This window comes from Streptantibioticus silvisoli (genome assembly GCF_027947535.2).
Taxonomy (GTDB): Bacteria; Actinomycetota; Actinomycetes; order Streptomycetales; family Streptomycetaceae; genus Streptantibioticus_C; species Streptantibioticus_C silvisoli.
On sequence record NZ_JAAGKO020000014.1, the window covers coordinates 1 to 18,533 of the forward strand.

An 18,533-nucleotide genomic window follows, 5' to 3' on the forward strand; every position below is an offset into this window, starting at 1 on the left:
GGTCCCGTGCCGCACCCCCCGGCGCGGCACGGGACACCCGTCCGGCCTCCGCCGCGAACGCAGCCGACGCCGACCGGACGTCCCGGGCTTCAGCTGGACGTCCCGGGTTCTACGGGATCAACCGCAGTGCACGTTGCCGGTGTTGAGCTTGGCCACCGAGGTGCCGCTGCCGACCGAGGCGGTGATCGCGACGCACTCGCTCGGCGCGTAGACCGACACCGGGCCGGCGTACTCGGTGTAGTAGCCGTCGTCGGAGTGCTGCCCCGAGCTGGAGCTGCTCAGGTCGACGGTCGTCCAGGTCGACGTGCCGTAACCCCCGGCCGTCGTCTTGACGTTGACGGCGCAGTTGTCCCGCGTCGCCGCGTCGTAGTACAGGTGCACCACACCCCAGACGGCGCCGCTGGACAGCTTCACGTTGTAGGTGTCGATCTGACTGCCCGCACAGCCGTAGCTCGTCGCCGGGGCGACGACCTTCGGAGCGGTCGCCGCGAGGTGGTGGACCACCGGAGCGGCCGCGACCGCGGTGGCCGCCGCCGGGGCGGACGCGGGAGTGGCGGCACCGGCCGCCTGCGGCAACGCCAGTCCGGCACTCGCGAGCACCGCCGTCACGACGGCTCCTCCTCGCAGCACGGAGAACACAGATGTACGCATGTACTTCCCCTCCCAGGAAACATCCACGGAATTCCACGACGAACATCGCGGAATGTTGCTCTCGCCTCAATGGAGCGCGACGAGTCTAAAAAGCCCGAGGAACCGAAATCCGCACTTTCCTTCCACCGGTGGCAGGTTGGCCGCAAGCCGCGAAACATTCCGTAACCGCGAACGTTCGCCGCTGAACGGCTCACTCCGGCGCACCCCCACGGCCACCGGTGGTTTCCCCCTCCCCGGTGGGCGGAACCCGGTTGCGTACGCCCCCCATTGAGGCCCGCCGTCGGCCCGAACACACGTTGGTCTTTCGAACCCCTGTTGCGGTACCCCGGCGCCGGCGGAGCGGTTCCTCCGCCGACCGTTCTGTTCATGGTGGACCGGTGCAATTCCTCTTCGCTTGCAGGAACAACTCTCGCGGTTTCGCGGCAGCCCTCCAAGTCACGCGATCGCGTTCCCGAACGCCCGCGCCACTCCGCGCGGGCAGGTACCGAAACGCACCGCGGGCCGGTGCTGACGCTCGGGTGGTCCCGCGGACCGCTCGCCGCGTCGTGAACACGGGTCGGCTATTACGCAGGGCGAGGCGTTCGGCGTGACGGCCCCCGCCGCCTTGCCGGCGCGACATCAGCCGTTGCCGGGGCGCGGCGCGGTGATTCCCGCTGTCGGGACGTCGACCAAGCCGCGGCGTGGGGTCCGGAGCAGGTGGTGAAACGGGACCGTGCAGCTGGTGCGCCTCATGCGGCCCGTGCCCTGGTCGCCGCACGTCACGTGACTCCGGGACCGGGCCTGCGGGACCGGAAACCGGTGACTGCCGCGGGGGCGTGGTCGGTCAGAGGATCGGTGACGTACAGCAGAGCACAGTCAGGGCTCCCAGGGCCCGGCCCGGTCCGCACCCGCCTCGTCCGCCGAGAACGCGGACGCCCGCACGGTGCGCCGTCCCGGCGACCGCCTCGGCGGTGCGGCAGCCGTGGTCGCACGCAGGAGAGGTGGGATCGCCGGGGCGGCGGCCTCAACGACGTGTCAGCTGACCGGTGAGCAGCAGCCTGTCGCGTGCCGGCGGCTGATCATCTGACGAACTTCCGCGCGAGGCCGACGTACGAGTCCGCTCTCGCGCACGCAACCACGAGAAGGGTGAAACGTGCATTCTCAGACCGCTCGGGAGTTCAGCGAGCACACGGTGCCGATCTCCGCCGGCCGGGAGTACGAGCGCGTACCCCGCCGCGGCTACGACACCTACCTGACCGGGACGTTGGTCCTGGTCCTGGTCCTGGTCCTCGTCCTGATCCTGGTCCGGGAGCCGCGGGCCCGCACCGTGCCCGGCGGACCCGGTGGGCACAGGACGACGACCGGCGGCGAAGTCAACCAGCCTTCCGGGCTTCACCGGCGCTCCTGCCGGACATGCGTCGCTGCGAGCCGTGCGGTGCCGCGCGGGGGAGAGGCCGCGTGACCCGGGCCTGCGTGGTCGGACTGGGACGCGCCGGCCGCGTGCACCGCCAGTTGCTCGTCGGGATGGGCGTCACGGTGATCACCGCCGACCCGGTGTCCAGCGATCTGGTCGCGGCCCATGTGCCGTACGTGGAGGACGTACCGGCGGTCTGCGCGATCGACCTGTGGTCGGTGTGCACGCCCACCAGGGATCACCTGTCCACCGTTCGGCGGATTCTTCGGCGCGACCCGGCCGCCCGCATCCTGGTCGAAACGCCGCTCTGCCTGCCCGGCGAGATCGAGGCGTTCGCCGCTGAGGAAGCGGCGCATCCGGCCGCCCGGCTGATGTCGGCCGACCAGTACCGCTTCGCCCGGGTGGCCGCAGACGCGCGGACCACGGCGGAGGGTACCTGTGGCAGAAGCCCTGTCCGCAGCATCCGGATGGCCTTCACCGACCGCCGGCCCGATATCGCGGGTGACCGCTTCATGGGCGACGGCTACGGCGTGTTCGGGTACGAATGGGTCCACATGCTCGCCCTGCTCCGCCATGTGCTCGCCCCGCAGACGCTCACCGCGTACCTGCGCGGGCCGGCGGCCGCCAGCCTGCTCCGCAGCCCGGACAGGGGTACGACCACCGCGTGGGAGCGGACCGTTCTGGCCGACGATTGCGAACTGGAACTGTTCTCGACGGTGGACGCCCCCGCTGCGGACAGCCGCGGCGACACTCCCGGTTGGGTACGACGGTTCCCATCGGGGCCGGGCGGTCGGCGGCGCGTTCTCGACGTGTCCACCGACCACGGCTCCTGGACGGTCGAGTTCGCCCCCGTGACCGACCCGGACGGCCACGGGCTCGGGCGCGACCGGCACCGCGTCACCATCCGTTCGTCCGTCGGAACCCGTTGGCGGATCGTGTCGGACTCCGCCCCGCACACCATGTTCGCGTGGGCGCTGTCGGCGGACGGCGATTCCCCGCCCGCGCTCGACACCCTCCCCACCAGGCGCCTGGCCGCGGTCGCCGGCCGCTACCGGTCCGCGCTCGAACTGTCCGGGGCGCCGCTGTCGCCCGGGACCGCCCTCACCCCGCAGTGGAGCCGATCCTGAGCCGCGTTCCCGGAGTCGGCGTACTCGTGCGTGCCGGGTGCCGGGTGCCGGGTGCCGGTGCCGGTACCGGTACTGCGCGGGGTGCGGCTGGGGGCGGCGGCACCCGGGAGCTCGAACGGGTCCGGCCTTCCGACCGGGGGGCCGTCGCCGGTGGTTGCCATTGAGTGATCATCTGATGATGATTCAGAAGGGTGTGTGCAGAGTGGAATGCGGTGCACATGGTGCGGCAGGGGCGGGTCACATATCCAGAGCACCCCGATGATGGGTCGCTCCCAGTCCGTCAGGGACCGGGGCAGATAGCTGATTGTCACAGGAGAAGTCATCATGATCGCTGTCCACGTTTTCGCCCACCTCGGTCTCTTCCTCGGTCACTTCGGTCTGCTCTGATCCCGACCCTGCCTGTGGCCCACCGCGACCCGGTGGGCCACAGGCATGTCGGGCGGCCTCCCAGCCCCGCCGCTTCGACGCGGCCGGGCCCGCTGAGGCCCCGAGAGGCCGTGGACTCCGGGTTCCGACCTCGACCGCGCGCGTACGGCGTGCTGGCCAACGCCGGCCACGGCCTCACCGGCGCGGTCGATTGAACGCGTCGAGGAACGCACCGGCGAGTTGGTGGGGCACGACGCCCGGTCATCTGCCGAACGCGCCGCGTACCGAGATGTTGCCACGGCATTGTTCACGGTGGCGCCGGGGGGCTGTCAATCAATGCGGCCCCGGATGGACTCGATATCCGGCCCACGAGCACGGCCGGATCAGCGAGGCGCGGGAGGGGAACAGACGTGGCGCCGACAGTCGGTTCAACGCCGCAGAGGGAGGCGCGGGCGCCGTGCCGCGGTGTAGGGGGAGCGACGCCGCGCCGAGTTCGGATCTGTGCGCATTCACCGGTATCGGCGCGATTGCCTCACTCCGAGCCCGCCTCCTGACCTGACAGCCCATCAGCTCTCGATGTCATGTACGGAAGGAAAGGGGGGAGCAGACCGATGCCGGGTCGTCCCGAGGGTCCGCTCGATCCCGCCGAGGGGCCGGTGCAGGCGTTGGCCCACGCGCTGCGCGTCCTGCGGGAGGAGGCCGGCCGACCCTCCTACCGGGCGATGGCCGCCCGCACGGCGTTCGCGGCGAGCACCCTGTCGCAGGCCGCCGCCGGGGAACGGCTGATGACCTTGCCGGTGCTGCTCGCCTACGTCCGGGCCTGCGGTGGGGACGAGCGGGAATGGCGACGGCGTTGGCAGGACGCGTCCCGCGAGGACAGAGAGCGGCAGCGGCCGGACGACGGGGACGCGGTGCCCTACCGCGGTCTGGGACGGTTCGAGCCGGCGCACGCCGACCTGTTCTTCGGCCGCGACCGTCTCGTCGCCCACCTCGCGGCCCACGTGCGCGCACACCGGCTGGTCGCCCTCGTCGGGGCGTCCGGCAGCGGCAAGTCGTCCCTGCTGCGCGCCGGGCTCGTCCCGCTCCTGCGAACCGGTGGTGACGCCGGTGCCCCGCCGCGTCCGGCCGCCATCCGGATACTCACCCCCGGCCCGCATCCGTTCCCCGGCCCCGCGGCGGCGCTGACCCCGGACCGGGGCGACGGCGACACGGTGGTCCTGGTCGACCAGTTCGAGGAACTCTTCACGCTGTGCGGCGACCCCGGTCGGCGGTCCGCCTTCCTCGACCTGCTGATGACGGCCGTCGAGCCGGACAGCCGGCTGCGCGTGGTGATCGCCGTGCGGGCCGACTTCTTCGGCCGCTGCGCCGAGCACCCGCGGCTGGCCGAGGCGCTGCGGCACGCGACCCTGCTCGTCGGACCGATGGAACCGGCCGAGCTGAGGGACGTCGTCGTGCGACCGGCCGCCACGCTCGGCCTGACCGTGGAACGCGGACTGACCGCCCGGATCGTCGCCGACGCGGCGGACAAGCCCGGTGGCCTCCCCCTGATGTCCCACGCGCTGCTGGAGACCTGGCGGCGCCGCAAGGGCCGCACGTTGACCCTTGCGGCGTACGAGAGCGCGGGCGGCATGCAGGGAGCCATCGCGCGGACCGCCGAGAGCGTCTACCGGCGGCTGTCCGCCGAGCAGGCGGCGACCGCCCGGCGCGTCCTGCTGCGCCTCGTCACGCCGGGACAGGGCTCCGCCGACACCGGCCGGCCGGCCACGCGCGAGGAACTGGTGATCGACTGCCGGGCGGGCGAGCGTACCCGTTGCCTCGAAGTCGTCGAACGGCTGGCCGGGGCACGGCTGATCACCTTGGACGGGGGGACCGTCACCCTCGCCCACGAGGCCCTGCTCACCGCCTGGCCCAGGTTGCGCGGCTGGATCGACGCCGCACGTGACCGGTTGCGCCTGCACCGCCGGCTGAGCGCCGACGCCGGTACCTGGGACGAACTGGACCACGATCCCGGGGCGCTCTACCGCGGCTCCCAGCTGTCGGCGGCGCGGGCCGCCTTCGCCGACCCCGATCATCGCGACGAACTGACGCGTGGCGAACGCTCCTTCCTCGACGCCAGCTACGAGTCGGGTGAGTCGGATCAACGCCACGGGGCACGAACCGCCCGGCGCATACGCGTACTGATCACCTCAATGTGCGTCCTCGTCGCGACCGCCCTTCTCGGGGGACCGCTTCTCTGGCAGGACACCGTCATATCGGCCCGCAACAGTCTGCGGTACGCCGCGGTGAGCCAGGCTCTGGGACGCGCCGGCGCGCTGCGCGACTCCGACCCGCGGCAGGCGATGCGGCTGGCCGTGGCCGCGTACGACCTCGCCGGCACTTCGTCGACCTGGTCCGCACTCGCCGAGGCCGCGACGCAACCGCAGCAGGACGACTTCGCGGTCCCCCGGGACACGACCGCCGGGCCGCCGTTCCTCGTCCGGCAGGGCACCACCGTGCTCAGCGCCGGGGCGCAGGGCGTACGGACCTGGGACTTGACCGGCCCCGGCGGCCCGCAACCGCAGGGCGACACGATCGGCGGTCCGTCCGTCCCCTCCCCGGGTCTCCTCGCGGTCGGCGACAACGGCTCCGAACTCGTCGGCCAGACGCCCGGTGGCGCGCTGCAACTGTGGAGGACCACGTCACGGCGGCGGCAGGGCAAGCCGTTCGGGTCGTCGACCGGCGTGCCGCAGTTCGACCCCTCCGGAGACGCCGTCGCCGTCATGGGCCGCGGCCCGTCGGGCACCCGGGCCGAACTGTGGAGCACCGCCGGCCCCCGCCTCCTCGCCGCTACCCCCGCCGCGTCCACCTACGACCGGCCGGTCGCGGTCAGCGCTGGCGCCCACTACATCGCCTGGTGCCGCGACGACGGCCGGCCGGCCCTGTGGAACGTGGCGGGCCACCGTGCGGTCACCCTCACCGGTGACGGGGCCGGCACCGCCTGCCCCCGAGCGGTGTCCGCCGCCGACCCCGGCCCCGCCCCGGCCTTCGCCCCCGACGGTCGGTCCCTGGCCCTGCCGGACGGCCACGGCGCCCTCCGCCGCTGGAGCACCGACGGCCGCGCACTGCCGACGATGAGGCCGTCCCCGGCGGACCCCGGCACGGGCCTCGCCACCACGGTCGTCTACAGCGACGACGGGCGTTTCCTCCTCACCGCCGGCGCCGGCGCGGCGACACTGTGGCGGGTGAGCGATCCCGGCCGGCCGGTCCGGCACATCGAGCTGGACGGCTCCCCGGTACGCCAGCCGGTCCTCGACACGTCGCAGCACACCCTCCGCTATCTGACGACCTCCGCGGACGACGGCACGCCGGGACAGTCGTGGCACGTGCGGACCATCGACCTGGGCACCGCGGTCTCCACCACCTGGGACCCCCGTGGGTACGCCGCCGTAGCCCTCAGCGCGGACGGGGCGCGCGCCGTGTTGCCGGCGGGGAGCACAACCGCGCGTCTGACGACCGCACCGCGGGGCGGCGGCCGGCCGAGGACCCGGTACGTGCCGGACGTGGTTCCGCCGAAAGCCGTCGGGACCGCGCAGACGGCCGCCTCACCTCTGGTGTTCAGCGCGGACGGAAGCCGGCTCGCCTATACCACCTCTACGCGGGCGACCGGTCACGGCCCTCCCGACGCCGTGGCGATCCGGAACGTCTCCGACGGCCGCCTCGTCACGACCGTCGGCCTCCCGCCCGGCACCGTTTCCGGGTTCGCCCTCGACACCTCCGGGCAGCGTCTGGCGCTCCTGGTGACCAACGGGCCCCGCCACGACGTCGAGTTGTACGACCTGTCCGCTCGGAACACGCCGGCGGGAAAGGGGCCGTGGAGCATGCCCGTGCCGAGCGGGAAGCAGGACGTGGTGTTCGGTTCACAGGACAATCAGCTGATCGTCACAGGCGGACCGCCTGCTCCCGGTACCGGCGCGGAATTCACACCGCTCAACGTCTCCTTCAGCCCGGACGTCGCCGGCGTCTACGCCGATACCGACAGCGGAGCGGTGACCGCCTTCAGCCCGGACGGCCGGTTCCTCGCCGTCGACGACGCGTCCGGTCGGCTCACCGTGTACGACGGGGAGCCCCAAGTAGCTCTCAGGCGGCTGCAACGCGGCGATTCCGCCTCCGGTGCGGATCAGGACCGCGTCATGGCCTTCTCGGCCCAGGGGCGCCTGCTGGCGGTCACCGACCCCGACGGCACCGTGTCCGTCTGGGACACGACCGACTGGAAACTGCTGGGCAGCGCGTTCCCGACCACCGGTGACGCGATCCGGGCCCTGGCCTTCGCCCCGCAGGGCGACGTGCTGTACGCCCAGGGCCTGCACACCCCGTTGCAGACGATCGACCTCAGCCCGTCGTCCATGGTCGCCCAGCTGTGCGCCCGCCTCGGCGGGGTGGGTCTCTCCTTCTCCCAGTGGCAGGAGGACATCACCACCGTCCCCTATCACCGGACATGCGGTTCCGGTTACTGACCGGGGCCGGTGCGGGGGAGTTGGGCGGTAGGCCGTCGCCCGCTTGCTGCCTGTCCTCGTTGTGGCGGACCCCGCCGCGCCGCCCGCGGGCCCGGCCGACCGGCTGCGGGCCACCGGGGTGGTCGACCCGCCGGGCGCGGAGCCGATCCGTCATCGTCGCCGGAGTGGATCAGACCGCGACGCGCGTGACGGCGACCAACTCGCGTACGCCCGGGGTCCGGGGATGCCGGGAGTGCAGGTCGGTGACGATCTGTCGGATCGTCGGACGATCCCGGACCTCGCTGGGGGAGACGCGCGCAGCAGCGAGCAGTTCGGCAGCAGTCTGCTCCGGCTTGCCACGCTGCCACCAGGCCCGACCGAGGTCGGTGTGCATTCGCCCTTTCCGTTCGGCCGTCCTGAACTGGTCCTCGTGGAGCCGGCGGCCGGTCTCAAGGGCAGTACCGGCATCGCCGAGCGCCCAGTGCACGCCGACCGCGTAGAGGTCCACAGCGGCCGGAGTCAGGGGGAAGAGCCGACCTGTCGGCGCCTCATCGGGAAGGCCGCGGGCGGCCCGCGTCGCCTCATGGATCATGGCCAGCGCCTGATCTCGATCGCCGGCCACCGCCGCTGTGTAGGAGGTGGTGCACAGCATCTGTGCGTAGGCCGACGCCTGTGCGTCCGTACGCAGTCCGGTGGCTTCCATCCGCGCGACAGCGTCCAGAATGTGCCGCTGAGCCGCAGCGGGCTGGTTCTGATGGCGCAGCACGATGCTCAGTTCGCGTGCGGCCGCTGCGGCCACGAGCGGCGAGCCGGACAGCTCCGCGTACACCGTGGCACGGTCGGCAGCCAGCCGGGATTGGTCGTATCGGCCGATCTTCGTCAAAATCTGGGAAGCGAGACTGTAGGTCGCCGACAGGCTGGCAAGGGCTGTTTCGTGTCGACTGCGGGCCGCGTATTGAGCGTCGGCCAGCAGGCCGGGCAGCAACTGGAGCAGCCGGGTGTTGTGGCCGGCGTCGAAATGCTGCCGTGCGGTGGCGAGCCGCACGTCGACGGGGAGGTGGGAGCCGGTGGGGTCGGGCATGCTGGCCAAAGCATCCTGCATGCTTGACAGGAGTGCGGCGGGCACGGTGAGCCCGGTGGCGGCGAGCAGTGTTCGGCGGCGCATCGGGTCCTCCTCGGCACGGCGCGATTCCTCCCGCGCAACTGTAGTGGCTGGAGGGACGCCCAACCCCAAGGACGCCGCTAGGACATTTGTCGGTACCCCCACCTCCCGGGCGGCATGCCGTAACAAGGCGAGGTCGGCCTGCCGGCCGTGCTGCTCCAGACGGGAGATCGTGGAAGCGGAACAGCCGATGCGCGCGCCCAGATCCGCCTGACGCCACCCGCGGACCTGACGCCCGATCCGGATGAGTCCACCGGGATCACGACAGTCGACGAACGTACGGACCTGACGCGTGCTCCACAGCAGATCAGTGCTCATCAGGCCTCCCCCGCCTGGAGCCAGCAGACTGTCTATCCACAATACGTGCTGATCAACGAGTCGCCCACCCGATATGCGCGATGTGCACATGACGAGCGGAATACGGCAATCGATCACTGAACATGCCGGTCCGGGCGGTTTCCTGGATTCACGGCCCAGCCTCCCGGCAAGGGGCCCACACCACGGAGGACACTCATGGCAACAGCGCTGGAAACGACGGTCCGTGACCCGCGGAACTACGTCAGGCCCGACGTGTGGGACCGCGAGATCCAACTCCTCATGCGCGACCACCCGTTCGACGAGGTGATGGCCGACCGGCTCTTCGCCGCCGCTGTCTCCTACCTGGTCACCGCCATCGACAAGTGGGGCCAGGGGCTGGAGATGTGCTGCGGGCGACTGGTCGACACCGCCGTGCACGTCTTCATCCTGGACACGAAGAACTACCGCGAGTGGTGTCAGGAGCACTTCGACGGCAAGTTCCTGGAGCACATCCCCGAGATCGCGTTCAAGTACGACGGCTCCGTCGAACGGACCGCGCGGATCATCGCCGACAACGGCTTCCTCGTCGACTGGAAGCTGTGGGAACGGGACTACGGCAAGTGCGGTCCGTGTCGCCCCGGCGAGAACTGCCACTGACTTCGCCCGTACCGGCGAGCTTCGGGCCCACCGGCCCGAGCCTCGCCGGTGCCTCTGTGAAATGTCGCGATTCCTCTGTCGCAGGCGAGCTGGGTGGATACCATCCAGCTCGCCACCCCTTCCGGAGGAACGCATGCCCCGTGAGTCGACCAACCTGCCCGAATACTGGGACAGCTACAAGCCTCACCGCGGTGAAGGCGATCAACCGGCGCCCGAGGTCGACAGGTTCGCGTGGACCCAGTACGACGGGCACGGTCCGGGAGCCGAGTTCCTCGGCGCTCCCCGTACCGCGCTGGAACTCGGCTGTGCCGAAGGCGGCGAGGCCGTGTACCTGGCGCGCAGCGGTGTGGCGGTGACCGCACTGGACTTCTCCACCGCTCAGATCGCCCGCGCCCGCAACTGGTGGGGCGGCACCCCCGGCCTGACTTTCGCCCATGCCGAAGCGTGCGACTACCTCACGTCCAGCCCGGCGACCTACGATGCGATCTTCTCCATCTGGGGCGCGGTCTGGTTCACCGACCCAGACGACTTGATCCCGCTCGTCGCGGAGCGCCTCGAACCCGGTGGCGTCCTCGCCTTCTCCCAGGCCGAGCCGATCGAGGACTACTACGGCCCCCAGCCGATGTACGGCAACGGCCTGGCGGGTCGAAAGCTCACCCTCCTGCGGTGGGCGTACAGCCCCCAGTGGTGGGCCGACCTCCTCAAACGGACCGGCTTCACCGACATCGACGCCACGATCCTCCCCGCCCCCGACCCCGACGACGTCGGAACCCTCATGGTGCGCGCCCGCCGCGCCGGGTAACCGCACGTCACCGAAGCGGCTACCGCGATCCGCGGTGCGGCGGTGGCGGGTGATCGGTTGCGCGGTGATGACGTTCACGCCCGCAGGCCCGCCCACCGGCGCAACGCAGGCGTACACACGAAGTCACGCGCGCACGCGCACCCGCGCACGTAAGCACGCGCACCCGCGCACGTAAGCACGCGCACCCGCGCACGTAAGCACGCGCACCCGCGCACGTAAGCACGCGCACCCGCGCACGTAAGTACGCAAGCACGCGCGCGCACGCGCGCACGCCCACGCCCGTGCACCCCAGCCCGGGACACCAGGGCGAGCGCCTCGTGGGCTCCGCGTGCCGTCTCGACGGCGAGGATCTTGCCGGTGCCGGCCGGACCGTGGACGAGACCGGTGCCGGCGCGGGAGAGCGGGGCGCGGACGATCCGGGGGAGGGGGCGAGCCGGGGGAGTGGCCGGTCGGTGTCGCCCTGACGCGGTCGGCAGTCATGAGGCTGCCGACCGGGCGCCGGGCCGTACGGCTCACGGAAGTCGAAGCTGTCCGGCGTCCGGTATCCGGTATCCGGCGTCCGGCCGAAGGCCTCAGGCGTGGGCCGCCGCCGCGACGATCCAGTTCCTGAACTCGACGGCGTAGTGCCGCAGATGGTGCTCCAGGACGTCGTCCGGCGCCGCGGCGGGGAAGTAGACCGACAGACTCGCCGTGAAGCCGTCGGCGGTGTCACCGAACTGGATCAGCGCCCGCCCGACGACGGTGCCGTCGGCGAGGAAGAGGTTCGAGGACATCCTGTGCGGAAACTCGGACTCCGGCAGGAGCTCGTCCGCGTCCACGGCCCATGCCATCGCGTCCGTTCCCCAGCCGCCCATGTAGAAGGAGCAGACGTGGGGGCCGATGTTCTCCACCACCCGCGCTCCGATGGCATCGGTGCCCATCACGTAGTGCTCGGGGTGCGCGGCGAGGAGGGCGTGCTCGTCGCCGGCGAACGCCTTGTCCATCCAGGCCAGGAACGCCGCCGAGGTCAGGCCCCGGGTCGAGAGCACCGTCGTGCCCGCCGTGAAGCGGCCGTCGGAGGCGCGGGCGCTGTCCCTCAGGAAGTTGTTCCCCTCCTCGATGTCCGCTGCCAGCAGGTCGAGCAGGCCCTGGCGGCCCAGTCGCGTCCGGAAGCGGTCCAGGGCGCGCCGGGCATAGAACAGCTCGAAGTCGTCGATGCTCCCGGAGCCGCTGGGCCCGGACTCGAGGGTCACGGTCACGGGCGGGGAAGTCTGGGTGGTGGTCATGGGGTCGAACCTCCGGGTAGTATGTAAATGCGAATTCATATTTACATTTTGAGAGTACTCAGAGGAGCGCGGCACTTGTCAAAGGAACCCGCTGAGACCTCCGCTACTACGATGCGGGCCATGCCGGACGAGCAGGACCGCCCACCGCACTACCGGGAACCCCGGCAGGCACGCAGCGCCGCGACACTGGCCCGCGTACTGCGGGCGGCTGAGGAGATCGCCTCCTCGGCCGGCCTGGAGGAGATGACGATGACCGGCGTCGCGGAACGCGCGGGCGTCTCGGTCGGCACGATCTACCGCCGCTTCGAGGACAAGGAGCAGCTGATCACCGCCCTGGCCGAGCGGATGCTGGAGCGCCGTGAGGAGTACGTCGCCGAGCGACTGCGCGCGGCCGGGCCGTCGCTCTCCGGCGTCATGGACGCCTACGCGCACGCCCTGCTGGAGTCCTTCGCCGACAGCGGTCTGTTCCCCGAGCTGCTGCGCGTGCGGGGAACCAGGTCGCTGGACCGCGGCGCCCGCACCATCACCGAGATCCACCGCCTCCTGCTCGAAGCGGCGGCCCCCTACGCCGACCAGGTCCGGCGCTCCACCCCCCGGGCGGCGCTGGACACCGTGGCCCGCGCCATCCTCGGCGCCTGCTTCCACAACTCCGTGCGCCCCGACCCCGTCACCGGCGAAACGGCCAGGCGCCGCTACGCGGACGAACTCAGCGACATGGCGATCGCCTACCTCTCCACACCCGACCGCCACCGCGACGCACACCGCTGAGCGGCCTTCACCGTTGGAGGGGGTGATGTGCCGTGCGGGCAGGTGGGGCGAGCAGATGGGCCGCGTCCATACCTGAACGTCCGGGATGCGCGGGAGGGTGGGATCACGGCGGCCCCGCCGTGGACTTCCCCGGCCCGCGGGTACGGAAGAGTGGGGCGGGGGAAGAGCCGGCCGCAGCGGGACGGTGTCCCGCGAGGAGAGGAGAAGTACTGTGCGCAACGTCATGCTCGGTGACCTGCGGGTATCGCGAATCGGGCTGGGTGCGATGGGCATGTCCCACGGATACAGCGGCGCGGGCCAGGACGACGCCGGGTCCGTCCGCGCGGTCCACCGGGCCCTGGAACTCGGGGTCACGTTCCTCGACACCGCCGAGGTCTACGGGCCCTACGTCAACGAGGAGCTGGTCGGCCGGGCGCTGAAGGGCCGCCGCGACGAGGTGGTGCTGGCGACGAAGTTCGGCTTCATCTCGCACACCGGGCGGCCCTCCGGGCAGCTCGACAGCAGCCCGGCCAGCATCCGCGTGGCCGTCGAGGGCTCACTGAAGCGGCTGGGCACCGACCGCATCGACCTGTACTACCAGCACCGTGTCGACCGGCAGGTGCCGATCGAGGAGACCGTCGGCGCACTGGCCGAGCTGGTCGCCGCGGGCAAGATCCGCCACATCGGCCTGTCGGAGGCCGGCCCGGAGACGATCCGCCGGGCGCACGCCGTCCACCCGGTGACCGCGGTCCAGTCGGAGTACTCGCTGTGGACCAGGGACCCGGAGGCGCGGGTGCTGCCCGTGCTGCGGGAGCTGAACATCGGCTTCGTGCCCTTCTCGCCGCTGGGCCGCGGATTCCTCACCGGGACGATCCGCTCCACCGACGACTTCGACGCCACCGACTTCCGCCGGAAGAACCCCCGCTTCACCGGCGAGAACTTCCAGCGGAACCTGCGCAGCGCCGACGAGGTCCGGGCCGTCGCCGACGAGGCGGGTGTCACCCCGGCGCAGGTCGCCCTGGCCTGGCTGCTCGGCCGGGGCGACCACATCGCCCCGATCCCCGGCACCAAGCGCGTCGAACGCGTCGAGGAGAACGCGGCCGCCGACGCCGTGGAACTGACCCCCGGCCAGATCGAGCGGCTGGACAACCTCACCCCCGCGTCCGGCGACACGCACGACGAGGCTGGCATGCGCGCCCTCGAACGCTGACCGGCGCGGCCCGGAAGCCTGCCGCTCGGGCGCCGCGGCACCCGGACCACCGGGGTGCCGCGGCCGGACGCCGCAGCCGGACGCCGCAGCCGGTCAATTCGGTTCGGCCGGCCGGGGTCTGCCCCTAGGATCGGCCGTCATGGTCGATTTCTACCCCCCGACAGTTCCCTACGACTCCGGGTTCCTCGACACCGGGGACGGCAACCGCGTCTACTACGAGCAGCTCGGCAACCCCGAGGGCAAGCCCGCCCTGGTCGTCCACGGCGGCCCGGGCGGCGGCGCGATGCGGCGGCCGACCCGGTCCTGGGACCCCGCGGCCTACCGGGTCATCCGCTACGACCAGCGCAACTGCGGGCGCAGCACCCCGCCCGCGAGCGACCCGGCCGCCGACATGAGCCTGAACACCACGCGGCACCTGATCGACGACATGGAGCGGCTGCGCGAACACCTCGGCATCGACAAGTGGCTGCTCAACGGCGCCTCCTGGGGCCCGACGCTCGTGCTGGCCTACGCCGAGCAGTACCCCGAGCGGGTCAGCGAGATCGTCATCCAGGCCGTGATGACGACCCGCCGCTCCGAGATCGACTGGCTCTACCGGGGCGCCGGACGGTTCCGCCCCGAGGCGTGGGACCGGTTCCGCGACGGCGTCCCCGTCGACGAGCGGGACGGCGACCTGCTCGCGGCCTACGCGCGGCTGATGGAGAACCCCGACCGCGCGGTCCGCGAGAAGGCCGCCGCCGACTGGCTCGCCTGGGAGGACGCGGTCATCACCGGCGAGCCCAACGGCGTGCCCGGCATGTACAGCGACCGCGAGGTCGACGCGCGGATCTCCTTCGTACGGATCTGCGCGCACATCTTCAGCAACGGTGCCTGGCTGACGGAGGACCAGCTGATCCGCAACGCCCACCGGCTGGCCGGCATCCCGGGGGTGATCGTCCACGGCCGGCATGACATGGGCTGCCCGGTCCGGACGGCGTGGGAGCTGGCGAAGGCATGGCCGGACGCGCGGCTGCACATCATCGAGGACGCCGGGCACGCCGGCAGCGACGCGGCCGGCCAGGTGGTCCGCGACGCCATCGAGGAGTTCAAGAACCGCTGACTCCACGGGCCGGGGCGCAACCCGAACGCGAACCCGAACCCGAACCCGAACCCGGCCAACCCCTGTCGGAGTCCCCACAGGCGACCGACTCACGCGGAAGGTGCGACATGCGGACCTGCATCAGCGCCGACATGGAGGGCGTCAGCGGACTCGTCGACGCCAACGACGTCCGGTGAACGGCCCTCCAGCTGAGTGGCCCACCGCAAGCTCAGGCCGGCGCCGTCGGATTCGCCACGGCCACGGAACGTCCGTCCGTGCAGCCCCTGAGCGCGGCATCTCGTCCCGTGCCCGCATCAAACGCCTTGCAGAACGCGATCAAGTGCCGCCCGCCCAGCGGGTCCCCAGTGCGGCTTGCCGCCGGGAAGGCCCCGGTCCCCGTTCTGCCCCATGAGCATCAGAAAGAGGCTCTTCATGGCGGCCAGCCCGCGGGCACGCCGGATCGCCGCCTCGTCCGCCTGCGCGTACGTGGCGAAGAACCGTGCGGCGCTGCCCGCGGGCAGCAGGACCCAGGCGGCGGCGAGGTCCCACGCCGGATCGCCGGCGCACATGTCACCGAAGTCGACGATGCCCGAGAGCGTTCCGTCCGCAACGACGACGTTGGCGGGATGGAGGTCGCCGTGCACCCACACCGGCGGGCCCTGCCACGCGTGGGCCGCAACGGCGTCGTCCCAGACGGCCCGGACGTCGGCGGCGATGTCGTCGCAGGCGACGGCCTGGAAGAAGTGCTCGAAGCCGTCCGTGCAGTTCCTGGGATGAGCGCCGCGGTCCGTGGCGATCGGTGCCTCGGCGGGCGCCTCCACATGGAGTGCCCGGAGGAAGCCCGCCAGCGTGTCGGCCGCGTGGGCGCCGCGGCTGATCGCGCCGTGGTCCAGCGGCTCACCGGGAACCCACGTCATCACGGTCCAGTGCTTGGGGAAACGCTCGGACGGTTCGCCGAATCGCACCGGGACCGGCACCGGGAGCGGCAGCCGCGGCGCCAGCACGGGTAGCCACCGCCGCTCCTTGAGCTGGAGTTCCGGGGTGGTGTCCATGCGCTGCATGCGCACGGCCAACTCGTCCCCGAGACGCCACATTTGATTGCCCCAGCCGCCCGGCACCTCGCGGACGGCCAGCCCTGCGAGGTCTGGATGTTGCTCCAGCAGCAGGTCGCGGACCAGGTCTGCGGTGATCTCGATCGCGGCGTGGGTCATGCGAAGCCACAGTACCGAAGCGGCAGGCGAAGCGGCTCCCGCCCTCTGGAACACCTGGCTGTTCCCTGCGATGCCCCTGGCCCGATTCGCCGCCAGCGTTGCACGGAGCGGACGCGACGCGTTCAAGCTCAGTACGGGACAACGCTCCCGGCAGGAGCGCCGCCCGGGCTCCGCGAGCCGCCGTGCGGTCAACAGGTGACACGGCGGGTGTGGCGCCACCCGATCACCCCGGTCATTCGATATGCCTATGTATGACCGTTGTTGTCCGAGAGTGAGGAAAGCTTCATGGCTTTGTCATGGTCCGGTCGCGTGCTGCGGCGTGCCGGTGCGTCCGCTCTGCTCGTGCTTCCCCTGACCCTCCTGGCCCCGGCCGCCCCCGCGTCCGCTGCCGCGAGCCTGACCGTCGACAGCGCCACCGTGGTCAACGGCGTGGCGAAGATCAAGCTCACCGCCGTATGCCCGTCCGACCAAGGGCCGGTTCCGGCCCAGGTCCTGGTCAGCGTGCAACAGGGCCCCTACGACAGTGGCGTGTCGGGCAGCGGCGGGTTCTTCGTGAGCTGCACATCGGACCGGAGCAACACCGCCACCGTCTTCATCCCCGGTCGCACCGGCTCCGGGCTGACCTCGCACGACGCCGATTTCGTCTCCGGCGCTGCCACGGTCAGCGCCGCGTTCGAGGGCACCGCTCTCTTTGATGAGACCGCCCCGACCTACGGGACGGCCGAAGCGACCCGGCTGTCGTAGCCCCGGCCGGTGGTCCGGCTCACCGCGCACCGCTCCGCCGGCGTGGCGCACGGGTGCCGGCCTGACCCCCGCACCGTCGCAAGCCCGGTGCGGGGGCGGCGGACGCGGTCGGGCGCCGGCTTCCGTCGTCACCCGTGGGAACGTCAACGACTGCACCGGGTTCGCCGCTGTCGTGGCGGCGAAATGCGTGCCCCGGTTCGGTCCCGGCCGGTCCAGGAGCGAACCGGGGCACGCCCTGGAGGACAAGGATGCAACTCCCAGGCGATCCGGACTTGGCAACGACGCCACAACATCCCACGCGATTCGCCGGCGTGCCGACCGAAGCCGCAGCCGGTTCGCCCGCAGCAGCCGCAGCGGCCGGCCACCAGCGTTCGACGGGGACCTCCGCATCAGACCCTTACGAACCCGCTGACCAACCCGCCCCCGGCGCCCCGCCCCGCCCCCCGGCGCCGGGCCTCGACGCGGCCGCCAGGCAACCGAGGTGGGGGCGTGACGAGATCCTCCGGCTGCCAGTCGGCGGATTCCGTTCCGGCCTCCCGGCTCGCGTGCGTACGCCGCCCGCGTCCCGGCGCATGGGTGCGGTGCTGACTCAGCGGGCCGTGCAACGCTCCCGTAGGGCCGCCACCCCGTCGCCCTGGAGTTCGTCGCAGTACGCCGTGCGTCCGGCCATCGCCATGGTCAGCGCCAGCGTGGTGCCGGACACGAGCGGTCCGGAGCCGGTGGTGAAGGGGCCGTCGGTCGCGGCGAGTCGCAGGCCGGTGCTGCGCTTCTTGGTGAGGACGGGCAGGTCGGAGCCCTGGTAGTACTGGGCCACCCGCGTGACCGTTTCGATCGGGTAGTCGCGGCGGATGCCCAGTGGCCGCCGGATGTCCTCGCCGTGGGCGATCGTTTCGCCGAGCATCGCCACGGTCGGGACGGGGGGTTTGGTCGTGCTCGTGGCGACTCGGTGGAACCTGTCGAGCGTCTCGGCCGGGGTCGCGCCCAACTGCTCGGCCAGCCGCATGGCCACCTGCTTGTCGAAGTCGAACCGGCAGCGGATCACGCCCGCCAGCCACCGCACGGGGTTCAGGCTCGCCCCGGCCGTGAGGTGGGCGAGCACCTCGCGCACGGTCAGTCCGGTGCACAGCGACGGCGTCGCCCAGCGCTCGTCGGTCAGGTCCGCGAGATCGGCGGTCAGGGCGGCTCGCTCGGCGTGGACGAGCGGCCAGACGTCGGTCGCGCGGGCGCGGTCTGGCTTCGGTGCTGGTCCGGTCATGTCGGTCGGTCTCCTGTTGTGGGGTGCGACCCGCTGCGGCCCGGGCAGCGGGGTGATGGGCTTCCGGGCGTCGCCGGCCGTCAGCGGCTGAGCCGT

At 71.8% G+C, this 18,533-nt stretch carries 14 protein-coding genes; 9 read left to right on the plus strand and 5 right to left on the minus strand.

The window, feature by feature from the left end:
• Window positions 1-117: 117 nt before the first annotated feature.
• Complete coding sequence (locus tag POF43_RS12025; protein ID WP_271324698.1) at window positions 118-651, minus strand: hypothetical protein; 534 nt, start codon at window positions 649-651, stop codon at window positions 118-120.
• Between the two features lie 1,132 nt (window positions 652-1,783).
• Between POF43_RS12025 and POF43_RS12030 the strand changes: the two genes are divergently transcribed.
• From POF43_RS12030 to POF43_RS12040, 3 genes are all read left to right on the plus strand, one after another.
• Window positions 1,784-2,092: a hypothetical protein gene (locus POF43_RS12030; RefSeq protein WP_271324699.1), complete on the plus strand. Its 309-nt coding sequence runs from the start codon at window positions 1,784-1,786 to the stop codon at window positions 2,090-2,092.
• On the plus strand, window positions 2,089-3,171 hold the full coding sequence (locus POF43_RS12035) for a Gfo/Idh/MocA family oxidoreductase (RefSeq protein WP_271324700.1): 1,083 nt from the start codon (window positions 2,089-2,091) through the stop codon (window positions 3,169-3,171). The genes POF43_RS12030 and POF43_RS12035 overlap by 4 nt, the downstream gene beginning before the upstream one ends.
• 977 nt (window positions 3,172-4,148) lie before the next feature.
• Window positions 4,149-8,030, plus strand: coding sequence for an nSTAND1 domain-containing NTPase (locus tag POF43_RS12040; RefSeq protein WP_282704549.1), 3,882 nt, complete (start codon window positions 4,149-4,151; stop codon window positions 8,028-8,030).
• Between the two features lie 169 nt (window positions 8,031-8,199).
• Here the strand turns inward: POF43_RS12040 and POF43_RS12045 are convergent, their stop codons facing one another.
• Complete coding sequence (locus POF43_RS12045; protein ID WP_271325118.1) at window positions 8,200-9,489, minus strand: helix-turn-helix domain-containing protein; 1,290 nt, start codon at window positions 9,487-9,489, stop codon at window positions 8,200-8,202.
• 195 nt (window positions 9,490-9,684) lie between these two features.
• Between POF43_RS12045 and POF43_RS12050 the strand changes: the two genes are divergently transcribed.
• Both POF43_RS12050 and POF43_RS12055 read left to right on the plus strand, forming a co-directional pair.
• Window positions 9,685-10,125, plus strand: a complete 441-nt coding sequence (locus POF43_RS12050; protein WP_271325117.1) for a UCP032817 domain-containing protein — start codon at window positions 9,685-9,687, stop codon at window positions 10,123-10,125.
• A 133-nt stretch (window positions 10,126-10,258) separates the two neighbouring features.
• A complete protein-coding gene (locus tag POF43_RS12055) occupies window positions 10,259-10,927 on the plus strand; it encodes a class I SAM-dependent methyltransferase (RefSeq protein ID WP_271325116.1) in 669 nt (222 codons plus the stop codon).
• Window positions 10,928-11,499: 572 nt separating this feature from the next.
• On the opposite strand, the gene POF43_RS12060 is transcribed toward POF43_RS12055, so the two are convergent.
• Window positions 11,500-12,192 carry a hypothetical protein gene (locus POF43_RS12060; protein ID WP_271324832.1) on the minus strand — a complete coding sequence of 231 codons (693 nt, stop codon included), beginning with the start codon at window positions 12,190-12,192 and terminating at the stop codon, window positions 11,500-11,502.
• 120 nt (window positions 12,193-12,312) lie between these two features.
• Here POF43_RS12060 and POF43_RS12065 point away from each other — a divergent pair, with 120 nt between their 5' ends.
• The 3 genes from POF43_RS12065 to pip all read left to right on the plus strand — a co-directional run bounded on the left by POF43_RS12065 (window position 12,313) and on the right by pip (window position 15,248).
• A complete protein-coding gene (locus POF43_RS12065) occupies window positions 12,313-12,960 on the plus strand; it encodes a TetR/AcrR family transcriptional regulator (RefSeq protein ID WP_271324831.1) in 648 nt (215 codons plus the stop codon).
• A 223-nt stretch (window positions 12,961-13,183) separates the two neighbouring features.
• Entirely contained in the window at window positions 13,184-14,149 is a 966-nt protein-coding gene (locus POF43_RS12070) for an aldo/keto reductase (protein WP_303657937.1), read from the plus strand.
• A 139-nt stretch (window positions 14,150-14,288) separates the two neighbouring features.
• Complete coding sequence (gene pip, locus POF43_RS12075; RefSeq protein ID WP_271324830.1) at window positions 14,289-15,248, plus strand: prolyl aminopeptidase; 960 nt, start codon at window positions 14,289-14,291, stop codon at window positions 15,246-15,248.
• Window positions 15,249-15,541: 293 nt separating this feature from the next.
• On the opposite strand, the gene POF43_RS12080 is transcribed toward pip, so the two are convergent.
• Window positions 15,542-16,438: an aminoglycoside phosphotransferase family protein gene (locus POF43_RS12080; RefSeq protein ID WP_271324829.1), complete on the minus strand. Its 897-nt coding sequence runs from the start codon at window positions 16,436-16,438 to the stop codon at window positions 15,542-15,544.
• Window positions 16,439-16,723: 285 nt separating this feature from the next.
• Between POF43_RS12080 and POF43_RS12085 the strand changes: the two genes are divergently transcribed.
• On the plus strand, window positions 16,724-17,182 hold the full coding sequence (locus POF43_RS12085) for a hypothetical protein (RefSeq protein WP_271324828.1): 459 nt from the start codon (window positions 16,724-16,726) through the stop codon (window positions 17,180-17,182).
• A gap of 589 nt (window positions 17,183-17,771) precedes the next feature.
• Here the strand turns inward: POF43_RS12085 and POF43_RS12090 are convergent.
• Window positions 17,772-18,437: a maleylpyruvate isomerase family mycothiol-dependent enzyme gene (locus POF43_RS12090; RefSeq protein ID WP_271322478.1), complete on the minus strand. Its 666-nt coding sequence runs from the start codon at window positions 18,435-18,437 to the stop codon at window positions 17,772-17,774.
• Window positions 18,438-18,533: the final 96 nt, after the last annotated feature.